This window comes from Halalkalibacter flavus (genome assembly GCF_036663575.1).
GTDB classification, from domain to species: Bacteria; Bacillota; Bacilli; order Bacillales; family Bacillaceae_D; genus Halalkalibacter; species Halalkalibacter flavus.
In genome coordinates, this window is record NZ_JAWRVK010000009.1 from 131,816 (window position 1) to 150,377 (window position 18,562).

22 protein-coding genes and 1 rRNA gene are annotated in these 18,562 nt (G+C 38.3%); 15 read left to right on the top strand and 8 right to left on the bottom strand.

What is annotated here, in order from left to right:
- Positions 1-35: 35 nt before the first annotated feature.
- Positions 36-1,091, bottom strand: a complete 1,056-nt coding sequence (locus tag SAY88_RS08505; protein WP_332630962.1) for an anthranilate phosphoribosyltransferase — start codon at positions 1,089-1,091, stop codon at positions 36-38.
- 14 nt (positions 1,092-1,105) lie between these two features.
- On the bottom strand, positions 1,106-1,702 hold the full coding sequence (locus SAY88_RS08510) for an ANTAR domain-containing response regulator (RefSeq protein WP_332630964.1): 597 nt from the start codon (positions 1,700-1,702) through the stop codon (positions 1,106-1,108).
- Positions 1,703-2,167: 465 nt separating this feature from the next.
- Between SAY88_RS08510 and SAY88_RS08515 the strand changes: the two genes are divergently transcribed.
- From SAY88_RS08515 to tatC, 5 genes are all read left to right on the top strand, one after another.
- Positions 2,168-3,439: a CmpA/NrtA family ABC transporter substrate-binding protein gene (locus SAY88_RS08515; RefSeq protein WP_332630965.1), complete on the top strand. Its 1,272-nt coding sequence runs from the start codon at positions 2,168-2,170 to the stop codon at positions 3,437-3,439.
- Between the two features lies 1 nt (position 3,440).
- On the top strand, positions 3,441-4,286 hold the full coding sequence (ntrB, locus tag SAY88_RS08520; RefSeq protein WP_332630968.1) for a nitrate ABC transporter permease: 846 nt from the start codon (positions 3,441-3,443) through the stop codon (positions 4,284-4,286).
- A 6-nt stretch (positions 4,287-4,292) separates the two neighbouring features.
- Positions 4,293-5,108: an ABC transporter ATP-binding protein gene (locus SAY88_RS08525; protein ID WP_332630970.1), complete on the top strand. Its 816-nt coding sequence runs from the start codon at positions 4,293-4,295 to the stop codon at positions 5,106-5,108.
- A 69-nt stretch (positions 5,109-5,177) separates the two neighbouring features.
- Positions 5,178-5,375, top strand: coding sequence for a twin-arginine translocase TatA/TatE family subunit (locus tag SAY88_RS08530; RefSeq protein ID WP_332630972.1), 198 nt, complete (start codon positions 5,178-5,180; stop codon positions 5,373-5,375).
- An 86-nt stretch (positions 5,376-5,461) separates the two neighbouring features.
- Positions 5,462-6,175: a twin-arginine translocase subunit TatC gene (gene tatC, locus SAY88_RS08535; protein ID WP_332630973.1), complete on the top strand. Its 714-nt coding sequence runs from the start codon at positions 5,462-5,464 to the stop codon at positions 6,173-6,175.
- A gap of 123 nt (positions 6,176-6,298) precedes the next feature.
- Here the strand turns inward: tatC and SAY88_RS08540 are convergent, their stop codons facing one another.
- The 3 genes from SAY88_RS08540 to SAY88_RS08550 all read right to left on the bottom strand — a co-directional run bounded on the left by SAY88_RS08540 (position 6,299) and on the right by SAY88_RS08550 (position 8,240).
- Positions 6,299-6,634, bottom strand: a complete 336-nt coding sequence (locus SAY88_RS08540; protein ID WP_332630975.1) for a hypothetical protein — start codon at positions 6,632-6,634, stop codon at positions 6,299-6,301.
- Positions 6,635-6,793: 159 nt separating this feature from the next.
- Positions 6,794-7,762: an NADPH:quinone reductase gene (locus tag SAY88_RS08545; protein WP_332630978.1), complete on the bottom strand. Its 969-nt coding sequence runs from the start codon at positions 7,760-7,762 to the stop codon at positions 6,794-6,796.
- 256 nt (positions 7,763-8,018) lie between these two features.
- Positions 8,019-8,240, bottom strand: a complete 222-nt coding sequence (locus tag SAY88_RS08550; protein ID WP_034626141.1) for a hypothetical protein — start codon at positions 8,238-8,240, stop codon at positions 8,019-8,021.
- Between the two features lie 98 nt (positions 8,241-8,338).
- On the opposite strand from SAY88_RS08550, the gene fabL reads away from it, so the two are divergent.
- From fabL to SAY88_RS08570, 4 genes are all read left to right on the top strand, one after another.
- Entirely contained in the window at positions 8,339-9,088 is a 750-nt protein-coding gene (gene fabL, locus SAY88_RS08555; RefSeq protein WP_332630981.1) for an enoyl-[acyl-carrier-protein] reductase FabL, read from the top strand.
- A gap of 65 nt (positions 9,089-9,153) precedes the next feature.
- Positions 9,154-9,339 (top strand): gamma-type small acid-soluble spore protein, encoded by a 186-nt coding sequence (locus tag SAY88_RS08560; RefSeq protein ID WP_332630983.1) that lies wholly within the window; start codon positions 9,154-9,156, stop codon positions 9,337-9,339.
- Between the two features lie 260 nt (positions 9,340-9,599).
- Positions 9,600-10,127 (top strand): nucleoside tri-diphosphate phosphatase, encoded by a 528-nt coding sequence (ntdP, locus tag SAY88_RS08565; protein ID WP_250098171.1) that lies wholly within the window; start codon positions 9,600-9,602, stop codon positions 10,125-10,127.
- Positions 10,128-10,214: 87 nt separating this feature from the next.
- Entirely contained in the window at positions 10,215-11,960 is a 1,746-nt protein-coding gene (locus SAY88_RS08570; RefSeq protein ID WP_332631005.1) for an ABC transporter ATP-binding protein, read from the top strand.
- Between the two features lie 63 nt (positions 11,961-12,023).
- Here SAY88_RS08570 and SAY88_RS08575 read toward each other — a convergent pair whose 3' ends face one another.
- Positions 12,024-13,109 carry an FUSC family protein gene (locus SAY88_RS08575; RefSeq protein WP_332630985.1) on the bottom strand — a complete coding sequence of 362 codons (1,086 nt, stop codon included), beginning with the start codon at positions 13,107-13,109 and terminating at the stop codon, positions 12,024-12,026.
- Between the two features lie 222 nt (positions 13,110-13,331).
- Complete coding sequence (locus tag SAY88_RS08580; protein WP_332630987.1) at positions 13,332-14,624, bottom strand: glutamate-1-semialdehyde 2,1-aminomutase; 1,293 nt, start codon at positions 14,622-14,624, stop codon at positions 13,332-13,334.
- 122 nt (positions 14,625-14,746) lie between these two features.
- On the opposite strand from SAY88_RS08580, the gene SAY88_RS08585 reads away from it, so the two are divergent.
- The 4 genes from SAY88_RS08585 to perR all read left to right on the top strand — a co-directional run bounded on the left by SAY88_RS08585 (position 14,747) and on the right by perR (position 16,662).
- Positions 14,747-15,172, top strand: coding sequence for a potassium channel family protein (locus SAY88_RS08585; protein WP_250098168.1), 426 nt, complete (start codon positions 14,747-14,749; stop codon positions 15,170-15,172).
- A 62-nt stretch (positions 15,173-15,234) separates the two neighbouring features.
- Positions 15,235-15,711: a thioredoxin-dependent thiol peroxidase gene (bcp, locus tag SAY88_RS08590; RefSeq protein ID WP_332630988.1), complete on the top strand. Its 477-nt coding sequence runs from the start codon at positions 15,235-15,237 to the stop codon at positions 15,709-15,711.
- Positions 15,712-15,834: 123 nt separating this feature from the next.
- Positions 15,835-16,134 (top strand): cyclic-di-AMP receptor, encoded by a 300-nt coding sequence (locus SAY88_RS08595; RefSeq protein ID WP_332630990.1) that lies wholly within the window; start codon positions 15,835-15,837, stop codon positions 16,132-16,134.
- A gap of 90 nt (positions 16,135-16,224) precedes the next feature.
- Positions 16,225-16,662 (top strand): peroxide-responsive transcriptional repressor PerR, encoded by a 438-nt coding sequence (perR, locus tag SAY88_RS08600; protein ID WP_332630991.1) that lies wholly within the window; start codon positions 16,225-16,227, stop codon positions 16,660-16,662.
- 84 nt (positions 16,663-16,746) lie between these two features.
- Here the strand turns inward: perR and SAY88_RS08605 are convergent, their stop codons facing one another.
- On the bottom strand, positions 16,747-17,103 hold the full coding sequence (locus SAY88_RS08605; RefSeq protein ID WP_332630993.1) for a YgzB family protein: 357 nt from the start codon (positions 17,101-17,103) through the stop codon (positions 16,747-16,749).
- A 231-nt stretch (positions 17,104-17,334) separates the two neighbouring features.
- Here SAY88_RS08605 and SAY88_RS08610 point away from each other — a divergent pair, with 231 nt between their 5' ends.
- Entirely contained in the window at positions 17,335-18,210 is an 876-nt protein-coding gene (locus tag SAY88_RS08610; protein WP_332630994.1) for a nucleotidyltransferase-like protein, read from the top strand.
- Positions 18,211-18,486: 276 nt separating this feature from the next.
- Positions 18,487-18,562, top strand: a 16S ribosomal RNA gene (locus tag SAY88_RS08615); the annotation flags it as partial.

Sequence of the window (18,562 nt, forward strand, 5' to 3'; positions counted from 1 at the left end):
TAATGGTAAGGTGTTATAGTTGGTAGTTAGAGCTCTTATTGTAATGAAATAATAACTTTTTTAGAAGAGTTGTTTTGTACCAGGTCTTTCCATAATGAAAATTTTTGTAAAGCATAACCGTTGTCAATTATATACTTTGCTTGGTAGATTCCTTCTTCAATTGACTGTGCATTTCCACATAGCCAAATACGTACGCCTGCATTCAAGAGAACCGTATTGATATAGGGAAGATCGGCTTTTCCTTGTAAGACAGATAAAATTATGTCGCATTGGTGTTTTAGTGACCACTGAATGTCAGGATAATGAACTTGTAATTCCATCAGTTCAGGATCGATGATCAATTGTGTTGTTTCTTCTTTTGTAACCCAATGTACCCGCGTAATACGTTCAACTGATATATCATCTGAGCCTTCTAAACCTTGAATAACAAGCCCCTTTTCGACACCAGTTCGGCGCAGAACTTCAATTACTTTGTCAATGATGGTTCCATGATAGATACCGAGTGTCATAAAAGGCGCGTCCGATAGCCGGAGTAATTTTTCAACCGTATTTAACAATGTCCTCATTCCAATCTCTGTTCGGATTGAACGTAATTGAGCTAAGGGGTGACACCATTTTTCTGTAGGGATAAACAAAAATCCAGTTTGTTCTGCGGCTTTAAGTAAAGATGTTATGTCCAATTGTTCAGAAGCAACCTGTAATCCTTTCAATAAACCATGTAAAGTTAAGCCATTTTTTGGCGGGAGGGATGGACTGCTGTGTAATGTTACGGGTACCCCACTCGCACATAGAACAAATGCTGTAGGAAAAGTGGAATAAAAAGATTTCTTTCTTCCATCATACGGTCCAGCACAATCTAATCCTCCAGGAATGGGGTGGATCTTGCTTTTTGATCGACATACGTCAATAAAGGCCTTTATTTCTTCTGGCGATGACATTTTAATTCGTTCTGCAATGAGGAAAGCACCAATTTGAGCGGGTGTAGCCGCACCATTTAAAATCAACTCCGCTGCTTGTACACTTTCATCATAGGTTAAATCCCTAGAGCCTCTTTTACCACGACCTACTTCTTTTAGCAGAGAATTCATCATATTTGTTATCCTCCTCATTTATTAGCCACTAGTATTTGATAAGCTGTAATAATCGAAATTGCTACATCGACCATTCGTTTTCGTTCGTCCATCGCTTGCTTGCGTATAAAGTCGTATGCTTCTTGCTCAGAAATCTTTTTTAATTCGCAAAGAATCGCTTTAGCTTTTTCGAGGTGTTTTCGTTCTTCTAATTTTGAGAGTAACAATTCTCGTTCTTTTTGCCATTGGATACGCTGTAGAAAACGATTCGAGCATAAATGAAGAGACCAATGGATTTCTTTATTACTCATGTTTGAACATAGCAAAGCATCAATGTCAATTTCTAGTTCACATATTTCATCCATAAGGGACGAACCCTCGTGGAACCACCAAATTAGGGGAAGAGAACGATGATTAAGGGATTGTTTGGCAAAAGTTTTGATATTTGCTATCGATGAGCAAATAATAAGGGCATCGACCTGATGAATGTACGTACTAACAGCTGATACATCCGTAGTTTTGATAACACGATAACCAAGATCTTGTAATCTGCTACCCAGGTTTGTAGAATCAGTTGGCTTATAATAGTCTTTAACTTCAGGATCTATAAACAAAAGAAATCGATCTATCATTTCCAACCACCTCCCCGTATGTCTTTGAATTTCAAATAGTCGGGTATTTAACTACATAAGATGCATTTAAAATACCTTATTTTCAAATTGGATTATAACAACAGAATTACTTTTTAGTTGAAAATCTGTTACATTTTCTATCAGGCTTTGTTGACGGAAGAGATAAATCGTTATAACCTATGGGTAAGCAACGGCGATCAATGAAGACGCCTATTGACACAGTGACGTGTTCAATTAATGACAGGAAAAACTGTCAACCATAACAATTGGTTTGTATATGACTTCCATCAACGAAGGTGGAGTAACTCGGCAACGAAGCCGCGAAGGACAGTATCTATGACAATACTATGCCTTTGCGGCTTTTTCATTTTATGCAAAAAAAAGTGGAGGGAATTACTGTATGATATTATCTGAATCTTCAAAATTCAAAAGAGAGAGTATCGTTTTACGAAAGGGGGACATTCAATGAGTAAATCATTTACTAGACGAGATTTCTTGAAAAAATCTAGTATGGCAGGTATCGCTGCATTAATGGTGCCAAGCGCGTTTCTTGCAGCATGTGGTAGTAGTCAAGAAAGTACGATACCACAGAATAGCGGGACGACAGGGAGTGGAAAAAAGATAACTATAGGATTTATCCCACTGACTGATTGTGCGTCTGTTGTTATGGCTAAGGAATTAGGACTTTATGAGAAATACGGTGTTGATGTAGAAGTAACAAAGGAAGCTTCCTGGGCTTCAGTACGAGATAAGTTACTAAGTGGAGACTTAGATGCAGCTCATTGCCTTTTCGGAATGCCATTTTCTGTTTATACAGGGGTTGGTGGAGCAGCTGGTAGCGAGTTGCCGATTGCAATGCTGCTCAATGCAAATGGACAAGGAATCACCCTTTCGAAAGATCTTGTTCAGGCTGGTTTCCGTGATATTCAAGCAGCAAAGAATGTGATCGAAAGCGCGATGGTTGAACGTGAGTTAACATTTGCGATGACCTTTCCAGGTGGAACCCATGACCTCTGGTTACGCTACTGGATGGGCGCTGTCGGCATTGAACAGTCCAAAACACAAATTATTACGATCCCACCACCGCAAATGGTTTCAAATATGCAAGTAGGGAACATGGACGGGTACTCTGTCGGTGAACCTTGGAACGGAGTCGGTGTTCGCCAGGATATTGGTTTCACTCATATATCTTCTCAAGACATTTGGCAAGATCACCCTGAAAAAGCGCTTGTTCTTAATAAGAACTTTAGTGAAAGAACAGATGAACTGAAAGGAGTCATGAAAGCCATTCTTGAAGCTTCACAGTGGCTTGATGATCTAGATAATCGCAAAGAAGCGGCGAAAGTCATTGGGCATCAAGCATATGTCAACGCCCCACCAGAAGAAATCGAAAATCGCCTGCTCGGTAAATACAATCTTGGAGGTGATTTAGGCGAACATGTCTATACGGATGACTATATGCTCTTCCATAAAGGGGGCAACGTGAATTTCCCAAGGAAATCCCATGCCATGTTCTTTATGAGCCAGTATGTGAGGTTTGGCTATTTAAATAACCATCCAGACTACGAGCAAATTGCAAACAAATTAATCATGCAGGACCTTTATAAAGAAGTTGCAGCCGAAATGGACATCGCAATTCCTGACGATGATATGAAGCCTTTTGAATTGAAAATCGATGGCGCAATTTTTGACCCGGAAGATCCAGCTGGATCACTAGAGCAATATGGAGGTGCTTAATATGAGTAAACAATTAGAACACAATGTGAAAGCTAGTTCAGTAAGTACAGGCAAGGGCTTTGCCCTTCCCCCATACGTAAAGGATGCCTTACGGAAATTAGGCTACTTAGTTGGGAGCGTGGCGATTCTTGTTCTTCTCTGGGAGCTTGCCAGCCGATTCTCAGCCCAATCGTTACCAAGTCCAATCAGTACTTTTGGTGTATTATGGTCAATTCTATCCGACCCTTTTTACAATTACGGTCCGAATGATAAAGGAATTGCCCTTCAATTTGCCGCATCGTTGCAACGAGTATTCACGGGATTTATTTTAGGTGCCCTTGTAGCCATACCATTGGGAATTCTAATGGGGGTAACTCCATTTTTTAAACAGATTTTTGAACCGATTGTAGAAGTGTTAAGACCTGTTTCACCATTAGCATGGTTCCCTATTGGATTAGCTGTTTTCCAATCAGTAGGTCCAGCAACGATTTTTATTATTTTTATCACATCACTTTGGCCAACCGTTGTAAATACTGCCTTTGGGGTTTCATCCATCCCAAAAGACCATCGCAATGTCGCTGCTGTCTTTCGGTTTTCGAAATGGAAATACCTGACAAAAATTTTGTTGCCTTACACGTTACCGCACATTCTTACAGGGTTACGTTTAAGCATGGGGGTTGCTTGGTTAGTAATCGTTGCAGCTGAAATGCTTTCAGGCGGCGTTGGGATTGGATTTTTTGTTTGGGATAGTTGGAACGCACTTAGCTTAGAACGTGTAATTGCTGCGATCATACTGATTGGATTAGTCGGCCTCGTTTTAGACAGGGGATTTCATTATATTCAAAAACGATTCACATATGGAGGGTAATGCGCTATGGCTTATTTAGATTTGCAGAATATTGGAAAGGTGTATCCAACGAAACAAGGAGACTTTGAAGTTCTTCGAAATGTTGATTTGTTAATTGACAGAGGAGAATTTGTCTCATTAATTGGACATTCTGGCTGTGGAAAATCAACGGTTCTGAATATTGTCTCAGGTCTGGAGAAGGCAACGACAGGAAAGGTATTTTTAGATGGGAAGCGAATAACCGGACCAGGGCCCGAGCGTGGGGTTGTTTTTCAGAACTATTCTTTATTGCCGTGGCTTACGGTATGGGGAAATGTCTATGAGGTAGTGGACGCTGTTTTCCCAAAACGTACAAAAGCAGAGAAAGATGAGATTGTCGAACATTTTCTGACGGTAGTTGGACTTTGGAAGCATCGACATAAGCGTCCTGATGAAATCTCAGGAGGAATGAAGCAACGAGCGGCAATTGCCCGTGCATTCGCAGTGAAGCCGCAAGTACTTTTACTTGATGAACCTTTTGGGGCGTTGGATGCTCTAACACGATCTACACTTCAAGATGAGCTTGTAAACTTGATGAAGTCGACAGGAACAACAGATGAAAGGGAGTTTGAACATATTGGTACTGATACCGTCATTATGGTCACTCATGATATCGATGAAGCCATTTTTTTATCTGACCGCATTGTCGTTATGACAAACGGTCCATCAGCAACGATTGATACAATTATTAAAGTTCCGGTCAAACGCCCTCGTGACCGGAGAGAGCTGATCAATCAGCCCGTATATAACGAATTAAAGCAAGAGTTATTAGAGTATCTTCATGGAGCTCCTGCTGCTCATTAAAATAGAATGATTAGTTCCAAATCGTCAAAGTTTAGGTCAAATAAATTTTAATCAAAAGGAGTCGTTTAGATGGGGATTGGATCAATAGGTATTCCAGGATTAATATTAATTTTAGTTATTGCGCTTGTGGTGTTTGGACCGAAGAAACTTCCCGAGATTGGCAATGCTTTTGGGAAAACATTATTAGAGTTTAAAAAGGGAACAAAGGAACTCACCGATAGCCTTGAGGAACCGTTCCAAGATGATGGAGAAAAAAAGAAAGCATAATAAAAATGTGGCTCCTAGTATAAAAGCATCAGCATTTATACTGGGAGCAAAAAAATACCAGATTATGTCTTAGGAGGTGAAAAGTATTGGAGCAAACTTCATCTATGCCAGTCGTTAATCATTTAGAGGAATTGCGCACTAGAATTATTATTATCGGCTTAGGGTTTGTTGCCTTTTTTATTTTGTCTTTTATATATGTTAAGGAGATTTACGAATTTTTGATAAAAGACATTGATCATAAATTAACAATTCTTAGTCCAGTAGATGTAATTTGGGCATATATGATGATTTCTGTAGTGGTTGCACTCACTTTTTCAATACCTTTAATTACCTACCAAATATGGAAATATGTCTCGCCTGGGTTGAAGAAAGAAGAAAGATCTGCTGGTCTTTTTTATATTCCGATTTTCCTATTGCTCTTTATTTTAGGATTATGTTTTGGGTTTTATATTATCTTTCCTCTAGTGATGAACTTTCTCATGTCGATGGTGGATGGGCAGTTTGAAACGATGTTTACAATCGATCGTTATTTTAAGTTTATGTTTTCGTTGACTGTACCGATTGCTTTACTCTTTGAATTGCCAGCGGTTGTTTTATTTTTAACGAAAATTGGTCTCATTACACCTAAAGCACTAGTTGTGACACGAAAGTATGCTTATTTTGCCCTTGTGTGTGTGTCTGTTTTTATTACTCCGCCAGACTTTTTATCAGATGTATTAGTTATTATTCCATTACTATTACTTTATGAGGTGAGTATTACGTTATCGAGAGTAATATATCGAAAAAAACAATCCGATTAAAACAATTTATACAAATTAAGTAATATAAAGGATATTCTCTTCGAGTTATGCTGGGCGTGTTTTTTAAGATTGCTTCATCTCTGATTTTTGTACAGTAATAAAGCGGGGTCAGACCCCGCTTTATTACTGATCATCATTGATCATGTGAATTTCTTTTATTTTTTGTTTTGTTTCGGCTGTTCCTAGCCGATAAAGCTCTTCATATACATCATTTAATCCTCGTTGATATTCGTTTTTATCTTCGTCAACTTGTTCGTCATCAAAATGGCGAAACGTAAACAAGTTACCTAGTTCAAGATCATGAGATTGTACCTCGTGTAATAAATCCTCTAATGCTTTTTTCTCAGCGGGTGTTGCTTCAATTTCATATTCAATCAATTGTCCATCATCGACTTTAGTGGGGCTAATCGTATCCATGCTAATTGGGTTTAAGTTGACGTAGAACAATTCCTTTTCCATCAAATAAACTCCTTTCCTTTTAATTAAGTTTATTTTTATGTTCCCCATAAAAACAAACTTTAACAAAAAGGTTGTCTCATAAGCCAGGATCAGAGATGGAGCGACTCCGCACTTTGCTTCGGGCGATCAAAAAAGTCATAACCATACCTTTTGTGATTGTTACTTTGTATGGTCTAAGATAATCCGTCCATCGTATTCTTTTTTCTCTAATGATTCATGAGCCAAAGCTGCATCTTCATAAGAAAAGACTTTGCCAATGTGTGAAGTGAAGACTCCACTGTCAAACCCTTTTGATATAAAGTGCCCGGCACTCACTAATTCTTCTAATGGAGCAGTAAAGAGGAGAACCCCGATAAGTGAAGCATGCTTCATATTTAATTGACGCCACATTAACGGAGGAGTGTTGTTAACAGGCGATCCAATCGTAATAATACGCCCACCTAATTTAATCATTTCTAAATCTCTCTCCATATTTTCACTAAAAGACATATCTAATATAAGTGAGACGCCAGCTTCCTTTGTTCGATCTTTCACACGTTTCACGAGATCCTCGACTGTGTATACAATTACTTCATCAGCTCCCGCACCTTTTGCAATAGCTGCTTTGTCTTCATTGCTAGCAGTTGTAATAACGTAGGCACCTGCATGTTTAGCGAGTTGAATAGCCGCATGACCGACAGCTCCAGCTCCTCCAAAAATAAGAACCGTTTCTCCTTCTTTTAGTTGCCCTCTATTAAATAAAGAGAGATAAGCAGTCATATAGGGCATAGCAATTGCTGCCCCATCTTCAAAAGTCAACTTCTTAGGAAGAGGAAAAACAAGGTTGCTTGTAACAGCGACGAATTCAGCAGAAGCCCCTTTAGCATTGGTTGCCCAGACACGATCGCCAACCTGAATGTTTTTTACATCATTACCAACTTCAACAACCTCACCTGCTAAATCAAAGTGGGGGATGTGAGGAAATGATTCAACTTGACGTATCCCTTTTCTGAAATATGTATCAACCGGATTAATGCCGCTTGCCTTTACATGTATAAGTACTTCATTGTCCTGTATTGCTGGTTTTTGTACTTCGGAAACAGTTAAAACAGTAGGATCTCCGTATGCTTCATAAACAACCGCTTTCATTTCTGACCACTCCTTTGCAATATATCTTCTTTAATTTTATAGCAAAAGTGGATAAATTCCTATATAAGACATCGGTGAATTCACGGATGTCACGGCGCTGTCTAAAAAGTCCGAAACAAGGGTGGCGATGACTCCATTCGCTACTCGACGTGAGTGTGTAACTCACTCCTCTAATAGGCTTCTAAAAGATGTAGCGATTCCGCACATTACTTAGAGGGCACTGAAAAAGGGAAAATCACCTTTTTCAGTGCCCTCATCAATCATAATGAGGTTTTGTACCTTGCGTCCAAGTTGCTTCTTGGTGTAGGCCGCCTCTTGCTTCTATTTCACGGATGATTTCTCGATGGATACTGGCACCTTCGGCATTAAGGTAGGGGGTCATTTGTTGTAATCCATGATGAAAATAAGCCAGCTCTTTATCTGTCCATTGATCAATTGACATCATGGAAAGTTCCGTCATGTCTCTTCCGACATACATTTAATCGTCCTCCTTATTAAGTTTGATATTAGTGTTCCTGTTCTGTTAACACCCTATACGATATAATAAGTACAGATGAAATTAATGGAGGATTGGTCATGGAACAAAAGGTAGCATTAGTAACAGGAAGCAGTCGAGGAATTGGAAGGTTAATTGCCATTAAGTTGGCCAAGCGTGGCTATGATATAGTTGTGAATTACGCAAGAAGCAAACAAGCAGCGTTAGACGTAGCGAAAGAAATTGAAGATCTAGGCCAAAAAGCGCTCGTAGTAAAAGCGAATGTTGGAAAACCTGAAAAAATTAAAGAACTATTTGAAAAGATTGACGAGGAGTATGGACGATTAGATATTTTAGTAAATAATGCAGCGTCTGGAGTTCTCCGCCCTCTTATGGAACTAGAAGAAAGTCATTGGGACTGGACAATGGATATTAATAGCAAAGCCCTTTTGTTCTGTGCACAAGAAGCAGCTAAAAGAATGGAAAAAACAGGTGGAGGGCATATCGTTAGTTTGAGTTCGTTAGGTTCAATCCGCTATTTGAAAAATTATACAACGGTTGGAGTATCAAAAGCTGCGGTTGAAGCATTAACTCGTTATTTAGCTGTAGAACTAGCGGAAAAAGGAATTGTTGTAAATGCTGTTTCTGGTGGTGCAGTAGATACCGATGCATTAACTCATTTTCCAAATCGTGAGGAGCTCTTGGCAGATGCTGCAGCTAGAACACCAGCTGGACGAATTGTTGAAGCGGATGACTTAGCCAACACCGTATTATTTTTATTGTCTAAAGAAGCTCATATGATTCGCGGACAAACGCTAATCGTTGATGGAGGAATCTCTCTTTTAACATAAAATAAATTTTAGTTGCATAAAGGATATCATCACCGGACATCTTAATAGTCGTGGAGGTGATATCAATGGATAGACAACAACAACAACAACAAGCATCTAAAACAAATGCTCAACAAGTACGCCGTCAAAACCAAGCTTCTGCTCAAGGTCAAGACACTGAGTTTGCTAGCGAAACGAACGCTCAAGAAGTTCGTCAGCAAAACGCTCAATCGGCAGCTCGTAAGCAGCAAAATTCTTCAAACCAACAATAGTAATACTAAAAACAACAAAGCACCCTTTGGCTATTCGTCCAAAGGGTGCTTGTTTTTATACATAGACTTTATCGAATAAAGAGGTTTGCATTTCAAATTAACTGACAAGACGTTATAATAGAGAGTGAATGTAACCAAATGAAGTGATTAAGTGAGAGTTATTAGTAGAGAATAGAGTAGACGAACTAATTTTTTATGGCAACGCAATTAACTACTCTACCCTACAGACGTCCAAAATCATGCAAGGAAGGGAGTTTATTATGAATTTTCCCAAAGTAGGAAGTAATATTGAAATCCATAGCTATAAGCATAATGGATTGATTCATCGGATTTGGGAAGAAACAATTGTGCTTAAAGGGACGTCAAAGGTTGTAATTGGAGGAAATGACCGAATTCTAGTGAAGGAATCGGATGGAAGGAATTGGAGAACAAGGGAGCCGGCTATATGTTATTTTGATTCCGAACAATGGTTTAACACGATCGGTATGATACGTTCAGATGGTATTTATTACTATTGCAACCTTGGGTCACCTTTTACTTGGGATGAGGAAGCGTTGAAATATATTGACTACGACCTCGATATTAAGGTGTTCCCAGATATGACCTTTAAGCTCTTAGATGAAGATGAATATGAGCTGCACCGGAAACTTATGAACTATCCGCCAGCTGTAGATGATATTCTAAAACGAAGTGTAGATGAATTGATCTCATGGATTCACCAAAGAAAAGGGCCGTTTGCACCACAATTTGTTGAAAGCTGGTATGAAAGGTTTTTACAATATCGTTAAAATTAAAGGGTCTGACTCTTGGGAGCTTCTAAAATAGCTCTCAATATTTGAGTCAGGCTTTTGTCATAGAAAAAGGGGGTGCCGAAGCTGAATAGTATTAAGCGCTATATGGCATTCGTCAAGCCGTATTGGAAGGAAATTATTGTAACCATTATCATTGGGATTTTTAAATTTGGGATCCCGTTGTTACTTCCCTTAGTAATGATGTATGTCATTGATGACATCATATTTGCTGAAGCGATGTCACAAGATGAAAAGGTTTCCTTATTATTCAAAATAATGGCGGTAATGTTTTTTATATTTGTCTTCTTGCGTCCACCTATCGAATATTTTAGACAGTATTTTGCACAGTGGATTGGGAGCAGAGTTCTATATGACATTCGAGATCAACTATTTACACATATCCAAAAGTTGAGTTTGCGTTATTATTCTAATCGAAAAGTTGGCGAAATCATTTCACGTGTCATTCATGACGTTGAGCAAACGAAGAATTTTGTGATTACAGGGTTAATGAACATTTGGTTAGACCTTATTACAATCGTAATTGCTATTATCATTATGTTAAATTTAAATGTTTGGTTAACACTTGTTGCTATTTCGATGTTCCCGTTATATGGATTTTCTGTTAAATACTTTTATGCAAGGCTGAGGCATTTAACTAGAGTACGTTCACAAGCATTAGCAGAGGTACAAGGCCATTTGCACGAGCGTGTACAGGGGATGAGTGTCATCCGAAGTTTTGCCCTCGAAGATCATGAACATAAGCAATTCGCAAAAAGAAATAGTCATTTTTTAAACCGTGCAATCGATCATACAAAATGGAATGCAAAAACATTTGCCGTTGTAAATACAATTACAGATGTAGCCCCATTACTCGTCATATTCGTGGCTGGCTATTTTGTCATTACAGGTAGTCTAGAAGTTGGTGCAATGACTGCGTTTGTATTGTATATGGAACGACTATATGGACCTTTAAGGCGTCTTATTAATTCGTCAACAACACTAACACAATCAATTGCGTCAATGGACAGGGTTTTTGAGTTCGTTGATGAAAAGTATGATATTGAAGATGAACCACATTCAAAGCATTTACATCGAGCGCGTGGCCATCTTGAATTTAGAAATGTAACCTTTCATTATGATGATGAAGAAAAGCCTGTTTTAAAAAATTTACAGCTAGACGTTAAACAAGGAGAGACCATTGCGTTTGTAGGAATGAGTGGTGGAGGGAAAAGTACATTAATTAGTTTAATTCCTCGTTTTTACGATGTGACGTCTGGTCAAATCTTATTAGATGGTACGGATATAAAAGATTTTAAAGTGCGTAGTCTTCGTGACAATATTGGAATGGTGCTACAAGATAATATTTTGTTTAGCGACTCGGTAAAACATAATATTTTAATGGGACGACCTGATGCTAGTGAGGAAGAAGTGGTAGCGGCGGCTAAAGCTGCTAATGCTCATAATTTTATTATGAACCTTCCTAAAGGATATGACACTGAGGTCGGTGAGAGAGGTGTGAAGCTTTCTGGCGGGCAGAAACAACGTGTGGCAATTGCACGTGTTTTCTTGAAAAACCCACCAATCTTAATTTTTGATGAAGCGACATCTGCGCTTGATTTAGAAAGTGAACATTATATTCAAGAAGCTCTTGAAGTACTAGCTAAAGACAGAACAACCTTTATTGTTGCGCACCGACTTTCTACGATTACGCATGCAGACCGTATTGTTGTCATTGAGAATGGTGAAATTGCTGAAGTTGGAAGTCATGATGAATTAATGAATCGAAAAGGAAGTTACAAGAAATTATTCGAAGTCCAACAGTTAAATTAATTAGGTTATTGTTATATATACAAAGAGGCTTTACTTTTCAAAAAAGTAGAGCCTCTTTGTATGCTATTCTTCATCGCGCTCTTGAATTTTCACCTCATTTTCTTCCTGATGGTATGTGAAGAAACTATCAACAAGGTGGTCAAGGTGCTCAAGTTGTTCTTGGTACTCAATCATCTGTGAAACAGCAGGTAAAAGGTGTAACCATTGATTGTAATCAAAACATGAATGGTTTTGCAGACTAATATAATAACTTATGAGTTCTTCTTTCCCTTTGTTCATTTTCTGAATTAATTCCTCGGAGTGGCTAGAATGAGCTTTGCCAATATACCTTAGTAAAATTCGATCATGATAAGAGGTTAAGTAATGAAGCTGCTTTTCGAATTTTTTGTGTGTTTCATCTGTCATTAAATTTAATTCTTCAGAACGCCTTTCTAAATTTTTTAAAACAAATAGGGACTTTTTTGTTGTAACGAGCATTTGTCGATAAAGGACAACTTTTCGTGCTTTGCCATATTTATTTTTCATGAAATAATTGCGTTCTTCTTTGTATAGCAAATATAAATTCTCAAGTTTGACCATTTGTTCTTCTAAACGGTTTAGATCTTTTTTTAAGGAGCGATGATCTGCTGCGTGGCGAATAAGTAACATCGTCCATTGATTGATATCTTCTGTTGCTTTTAGAATTTTATGATAGAGCTTTGTTTCGTATTTTGGTGGAATGAAAAGTAAGTTAATGATAAAGGCCGCTAAAACGCCAAGAAGAACAAGGGCAAAACGCCCTGCGGCAAACTGGATAAAATCATTTGCTGGACTTTCCATGATGATAATAACCGTTACAATAGCTAACGGGATTGTAGTTGGCTCTAACTTTACTTTTAAAATAATTGAAATGGCTAATACGACAACGAGACCGACCACAAAGGGATCATGACCAAATGTCATAACAAAAATTACGGCTAACACGGCCCCGATAAGATTCGCTTGGACTTGCTCCAAGATCGTTTGGAACGTTCTGTATAGGGAGGGTTGCACAGCAATTGCAGCTGCAAGAGCTGCAAACATAGGTGGATCAAGTTCCAACCAGATTGCCAAATATAGAGAAAGCATGACAGCAAGCCCTGTTTTAAATATTCGAGCCCCAAGTTTCATATGTTACATTAACTCCTTTATCTTTCACTTGGAATCATAGATCCATCGATATTGATAGTATTACAATTGACTTTCAATAATACCCGGAAAAATGAACACCGAAGCGTACTATACAACGGATATGAGTGTGAATCAAGCCTTTTTATATTCATTTCAAAAAAAGATGACTAACGTATGACGAACTATACAAATAGTACGAAAACGTTAGTCATCTTAGACTAATTATTTGTTCATTGATGCAAATGACTCATCAACTGCACTTAATGTTTCTTTAATATCTTCTTCTGTATGAGAGATTGTTAAAAACCATGCTTCATATTTTGATGGAGCAAGATTAATTCCCCTCTTTAGCATTTCTTTAAAAAAGCGGCCGAACTGCTCACCGTTTGAGTTCTCTGCTTGTTCATAATTCGAAACTTTGTCCGAGGTGAAGTAAAGAGTAAGAGCCCCTTTTAAACGATTAATCGTAATGGTTTGATTATGCTTAGTTGCAAGAGAATGAATTCCTTCTTCGAGTAATGCTCCTAATTGATCTAACTTTTCATAAGTGCCTTCTTCCTTTAATACTTCAAGACAAGCGATTCCTGCACTCATTGATGCGGGGTTTCCGGCCATGGTGCCCGCTTGATATGCAGGTCCAAGTGGAGCGACTTTTTCCATTATGTCCACTCGACCGCCGTAAGCCCCAATTGGTAGTCCTCCACCAATTATTTTTCCTAAAGCAGTCATATCTGGTTCGACTCCTAGGTAATTTTGTGCTCCTCCATATATAAAGCGAAAGGCTGTAATTACCTCATCGTAAATGACGAGAGCACCTGCTTCGTGAGTGAGAGTGTTCACTGCTTCTAGGAATCCGTCCACAGGCTCGACAATACCGAAATTCCCTACGATCGGTTCAACTAAAACGGCAGCTACATCATCCCCCCACTTTTCTAATGCAGCTTTGTATGCCTCAATGTCATTAAAAGGGACTGTAATAACTTCTTTTGCGATACTTTTTGTCACACCTGCAGAGTCTGGGGTGCCAAGCGTAGATGGGCCGGACCCGGCAGCTACTAGTACTAGGTCTGAATGACCGTGGTAGCAGCCAGCGAATTTGATGATTTTATCTCGGCCTGTATAAGCGCGTGCAACTCGAATTGTTGTCATGACAGCTTCTGTTCCAGAGTTTACGAAACGTACTTTTTCAAGAGAGGGGATCGCTTCCTTTAACATTTTTGCAAATTGATTCTCGAGTTTTGTAGGTGTTCCGTATAAAACACCGTTCTCAGCAGCCTGTTGAATCGCCTTCGTAATATGTGGATGAGCGTGGCCGGTAATGATTGGTCCGTATGCTGCTAAATAATCTATGTAGCGGTTTCCGTCAACATCCCAAAAGTATGCTCCTTGACCTTTTTCCATAAAAACAGGTGTACCACCACCTACTCCTTTGTATGCGCGTGAAGGACTATTAACCCCTCCAACAATGTGTTCTTGTGCTTCTTTATATAAAAGTTCTGATTGTGTCCAATTCATCTTCGTCCTCCTAATGTAGTCATTGTCTTCTGTCTGTATTCAACCATAGAGAAGCGATCAGAGCAAGTTGATTGATTCTATACAAGCTACCTGCTTCATAAAAATATTGTGAAAGAGGTGATATGGTGAATTGGATATTATCGATAGCATTAATTATAGCCACTGTCGGGACAGTCGTTAGTTTATTGATGTTGCTAAGGTATCGTCCTGTCAGAGGGGTCCAATCAGTTTCGCTAAGGCATTTTACACTCCTTTTACTCGTTTATATAACTGTAATCTTATCTTTTTCTAATTTGTATTTAGGGCTAGAAATGTTAGGGATTGAAGTTTTAAGAGAAGGGAATTCACATGTTGAAGGATCTGTGAACCATCTTATAGAAGATATTGTATATTTTAGCGCAGTAACTTTACTTTCTGTTGGTTATGGTGACCTTGTTCCAGTTGGAATTGGTCGGATTATTGCTATGGTACAGGCTCTATTTGGTTTCTTGCTCCCGGCAGCCTTTGTCGTAACATCTGTCCTGCAAGTGACTAAGAAGGAAGAATAGTTGTCATTTTAAAGTTCTTGGGATACGCTATTATTAACTAAATTATTGGAAGGGTGAGTGAATTGACAATTCAAATTGGACAAGAGGCGCCGCTATTTTCCTTGCCAGCTAATAATGGTGAGGTGGTTTCCCTAGAAGATTATCGAGGGAAAAACATTGTTTTGTATTTCTACCCAAAAGATATGACACCTGGCTGCACAAATCAGGCGTGTGATTTTCGAGATAAGATAGAGGATTTCTCAGACCTTGATACTGTTATTTTGGGTGTTAGCCCAGACCCTGTAGCTAGACATGAGAAGTTTATTGAAAAGTATGAGCTACCATTTCTATTACTAGCAGACGAAGACCATAAAGTGGCCGAGCAATATGGAGTTTGGAAACTAAAAAAGAATTTTGGAAAAGAGTATATGGGCATTGAACGTTCAACATTCATCATTGATAAGGAAGGGAACCTTGTCAAGGAATGGAGAAAAGTAAAAGTGAAAGATCATGTAGCGGAGGCTCTTTCTTTCGTGAAGGAGGAGTTAGAAAAAGAATAAGTCTTTCTATATATTTAGGTAGATAAAGGCTCTCTCCAGCTTTAAATACAACAGTAAAGTAGGAACACCTTACTTTAAAGCAGAATAGTTTTAAGTATAAACCATCAGAATGGAGGAAGAGCTTTGAAACTGCTCATTTGTATTATTGATAATGTATATGCTGATGAAGTTGAACTTAAATTAAAAAAGCAAGGATATAGAATGACCGAGTTGGCTAGTTCAGGAGGATTTTGGAGGAAGGGGAATACGACCTTCTTATTTGGAGTTGAAGAGAAGGATATAAAAGAATTGCAAGCTGCTTTGAAGTCTGTATGTCTCGACCTTGAAAACAGGAAGCAAAGAAGCAGTAAACAAGCGCATCGTTATACATCATTTTTGTTAGATGTAAAAGATGCAGCCCCTTTTCTTGCGATGGGGAAGTAGTTGGTTTATCGCAAGATTGACAAAATGTCTTTTTGTATATTATACTAATTACAAAGTAAGAATGGTTACTTGAAAGTGAGGTGCATGACAATGTCTGAACATCGTTTGCAAGATGCACTTGATGCTTTGAAAAGCACCCGTGTCCGTATGACTCCGCAACGTCATGCGATACTAGAATTCCTATATGAATCAATGACCCATCCAACAGCTGATGAAATATATAAGGCTTTAGAAGGGCGTTTTCCAAATATGAGTGTCGCAACTGTGTATAATAATTTGCGCGTCTTCAAGGAAGCTGGCATCGTAAAAGAGTTAACATATGGTGACGCATCGAGTAGATTTGATTCAGTAACATCGGATCATTATCACGTTATTTGTGGGGATTGTGGAAAGATTGTTGATTTTCACTATCCAGGGTTAGATGAAGTTGAAACTCTAGCAGAGCACGTAACAGGGTTCAAGGTACATAGTCACCGTATGGAGATTTATGGAACTTGTCCTAAGTGCAAAGAGAAAGTTGAGCATTAAGATACCTTCTGATTGATGAGGGTGTCTTTTTTATTTTATACAAAAAGGAGATGTCTGTTATCTTCCTGAGACATCTCCTTGAACTTATTTTTTTCTTGTTTTACGATTATAGTCTTCGTTAAATTCCTTACCTTCTAGCGACTTGTCCATTGTTAAAGGTTCACTGCAGTGCATACAGGCGTCGACGCGCCCTAACATTTTAGTAGCTCCTCCACAGTTTGGACAGACAACTTGAATCGTCTTGGATGAAAGCATCCCAATCCAAAAATAAACAACGGTACTACCAATAATAAAAAGAAACCCCACTAACATTGCAAGTGTCATAATGATGTAAGATTCTCTAAAAAAAATGCCAATGTACATAACGAGAATTCCCACAAATACAAGAGACAAGGCAAAGGTTCTAATTTTATTGATTTTATTTGTATATTTTAATGCCATAGTTAGTCCCTCCTAAATCTAGTAGTAGTATAGCATATAATTTATCGGTTCTTCCTTATAGAAATGTTAACAGTTAAAGAAGATTCCTTTGTTCTGTAGCAGGATATGCCCCTTTTATGTAGAATTTGTATGTCTGAATCATAAGAGAAGTTTTTAATCTTTTACGTGGAACTTATAGATCTGACTGTAAATGGAATAGTTGATCTATTGCATAGAGAGGGGAAGAGTTAAATGGATGTATTGTTACGACAACTTTATCAAGACCGTGCGAGTGAAGAAGAGACATTAGCCATTCTTCTAGTAGAAAAAGAATTTTTGCCTTTATCGGTTACAGACGGTTTTGATGTCGTTATTGTCCTAATTAACCACAATCAAAATATTTCATGGGAAGTTAAACACTATACGTTAGGAGAAAGACGTGTATCGTTTCACTCGCTTAGTCAAGCGATGATGTATCAAACCTTAATAGTTGGAAATCATAGAAGGTTGGTTGACTGGTTAATTAACGGAAAAATTGTATTTGATCGGAATGAATTTTTGAAAGATGTGAAAGAAAGAATAGATTCTTTTCCCCCTGGTGATCGTACGAAGAAAATGACGATACAGTTTACGAAAATGTTAAGGAGGTTTGAGGAGGGGAAGTCATTATTCTATAACGGGCATCATTTTGATGCGTTTAGCAATATGATGCATTCCCTTCATCACTTGGCTCGTCTATCTTTGATTACTCATGGTTTTTACCCGGAAGTAACAGTTTGGGAGCAAGTAAAAAAGATTGAACCACAAACGTATAAGTTGTATCAAGAGTTATTAAAGAGTGAAGAGTCGCTGGAGAAGAGGATTGAGCTTCTGATATTAGCAACAGAACTAGCCATTCATTCAAAAACAGTGTTGGGAAGTCAGCATTTTCTCTCTTTACTAGAAAATAGTAGTGAAGAGTTGTTTTCAGTGGCAGAGTTAATGTCGCTACCTGAGGTTGAGGACTACTATGTTGACTTGGAGCTCCTTATACGGCATTTAGTTGAAAAAGAATTAATTGAAAGTACAAGAGTTGCAACAAAAGTAGAAGGAATCGAAAAGATTTTTTATCGTTTGAAAAAAAAATGAAATATATTGTTGACGTATTAATTGTATAATGATATATTATTACTTGTCGCTGACGAGGCGTCAAAAACGAAAAAATAACATCGAAAAAAACATTTGACTTCAGATGATGTAAGATGTTATGATTATCAAGTCGCTATCGAGTGACAAGTAGTTCTTTGAAAACTGAACAAAAGCCAAGCGAAAAAGAGATACATGATATCTCGTTAATTTCTTAGTGGTTTTTTTAAAAATCACATAAAGTATCGTTAGCGATACATTTTGAGCTAATCAAACACTTTTATGGAGAGTTTGATCCTGGCTCAGGACGAACGCTGGCGGCGTGCCTAATACATGCAAGTCGAGCGGACTGATT

Coding starts and splice junctions, on each gene's coding strand:
- SAY88_RS08505 (WP_332630962.1), bottom strand. CDS start 1,091: ATGATGAATTCTCTGCTAAAAGAAGTAGGTCGTGGTAAAAGAGGCTCT.
- perR (WP_332630991.1), top strand. CDS start 16,225: ATGTCTGAACATCGTTTGCAAGATGCACTTGATGCTTTGAAAAGCACC.
- fabL (WP_332630981.1), top strand. CDS start 8,339: ATGGAACAAAAGGTAGCATTAGTAACAGGAAGCAGTCGAGGAATTGGA.
- ntdP (WP_250098171.1), top strand. CDS start 9,600: ATGAATTTTCCCAAAGTAGGAAGTAATATTGAAATCCATAGCTATAAG.
- SAY88_RS08575 (WP_332630985.1), bottom strand. CDS start 13,109: ATGAAACTTGGGGCTCGAATATTTAAAACAGGGCTTGCTGTCATGCTT.
- SAY88_RS08580 (WP_332630987.1), bottom strand. CDS start 14,624: ATGAATTGGACACAATCAGAACTTTTATATAAAGAAGCACAAGAACAC.
- SAY88_RS08545 (WP_332630978.1), bottom strand. CDS start 7,762: ATGAAAGCGGTTGTTTATGAAGCATACGGAGATCCTACTGTTTTAACT.
- SAY88_RS08515 (WP_332630965.1), top strand. CDS start 2,168: ATGAGTAAATCATTTACTAGACGAGATTTCTTGAAAAAATCTAGTATG.
- SAY88_RS08605 (WP_332630993.1), bottom strand. CDS start 17,103: ATGGCATTAAAATATACAAATAAAATCAATAAAATTAGAACCTTTGCC.
- SAY88_RS08510 (WP_332630964.1), bottom strand. CDS start 1,702: ATGATAGATCGATTTCTTTTGTTTATAGATCCTGAAGTTAAAGACTAT.
- SAY88_RS08585 (WP_250098168.1), top strand. CDS start 14,747: ATGGTGAATTGGATATTATCGATAGCATTAATTATAGCCACTGTCGGG.
- ntrB (WP_332630968.1), top strand. CDS start 3,441: ATGAGTAAACAATTAGAACACAATGTGAAAGCTAGTTCAGTAAGTACA.
- SAY88_RS08560 (WP_332630983.1), top strand. CDS start 9,154: ATGGATAGACAACAACAACAACAACAAGCATCTAAAACAAATGCTCAA.
- SAY88_RS08610 (WP_332630994.1), top strand. CDS start 17,335: ATGGATGTATTGTTACGACAACTTTATCAAGACCGTGCGAGTGAAGAA.
- SAY88_RS08530 (WP_332630972.1), top strand. CDS start 5,178: ATGGGGATTGGATCAATAGGTATTCCAGGATTAATATTAATTTTAGTT.
- SAY88_RS08550 (WP_034626141.1), bottom strand. CDS start 8,240: ATGTATGTCGGAAGAGACATGACGGAACTTTCCATGATGTCAATTGAT.
- SAY88_RS08540 (WP_332630975.1), bottom strand. CDS start 6,634: ATGGAAAAGGAATTGTTCTACGTCAACTTAAACCCAATTAGCATGGAT.
- SAY88_RS08525 (WP_332630970.1), top strand. CDS start 4,293: ATGGCTTATTTAGATTTGCAGAATATTGGAAAGGTGTATCCAACGAAA.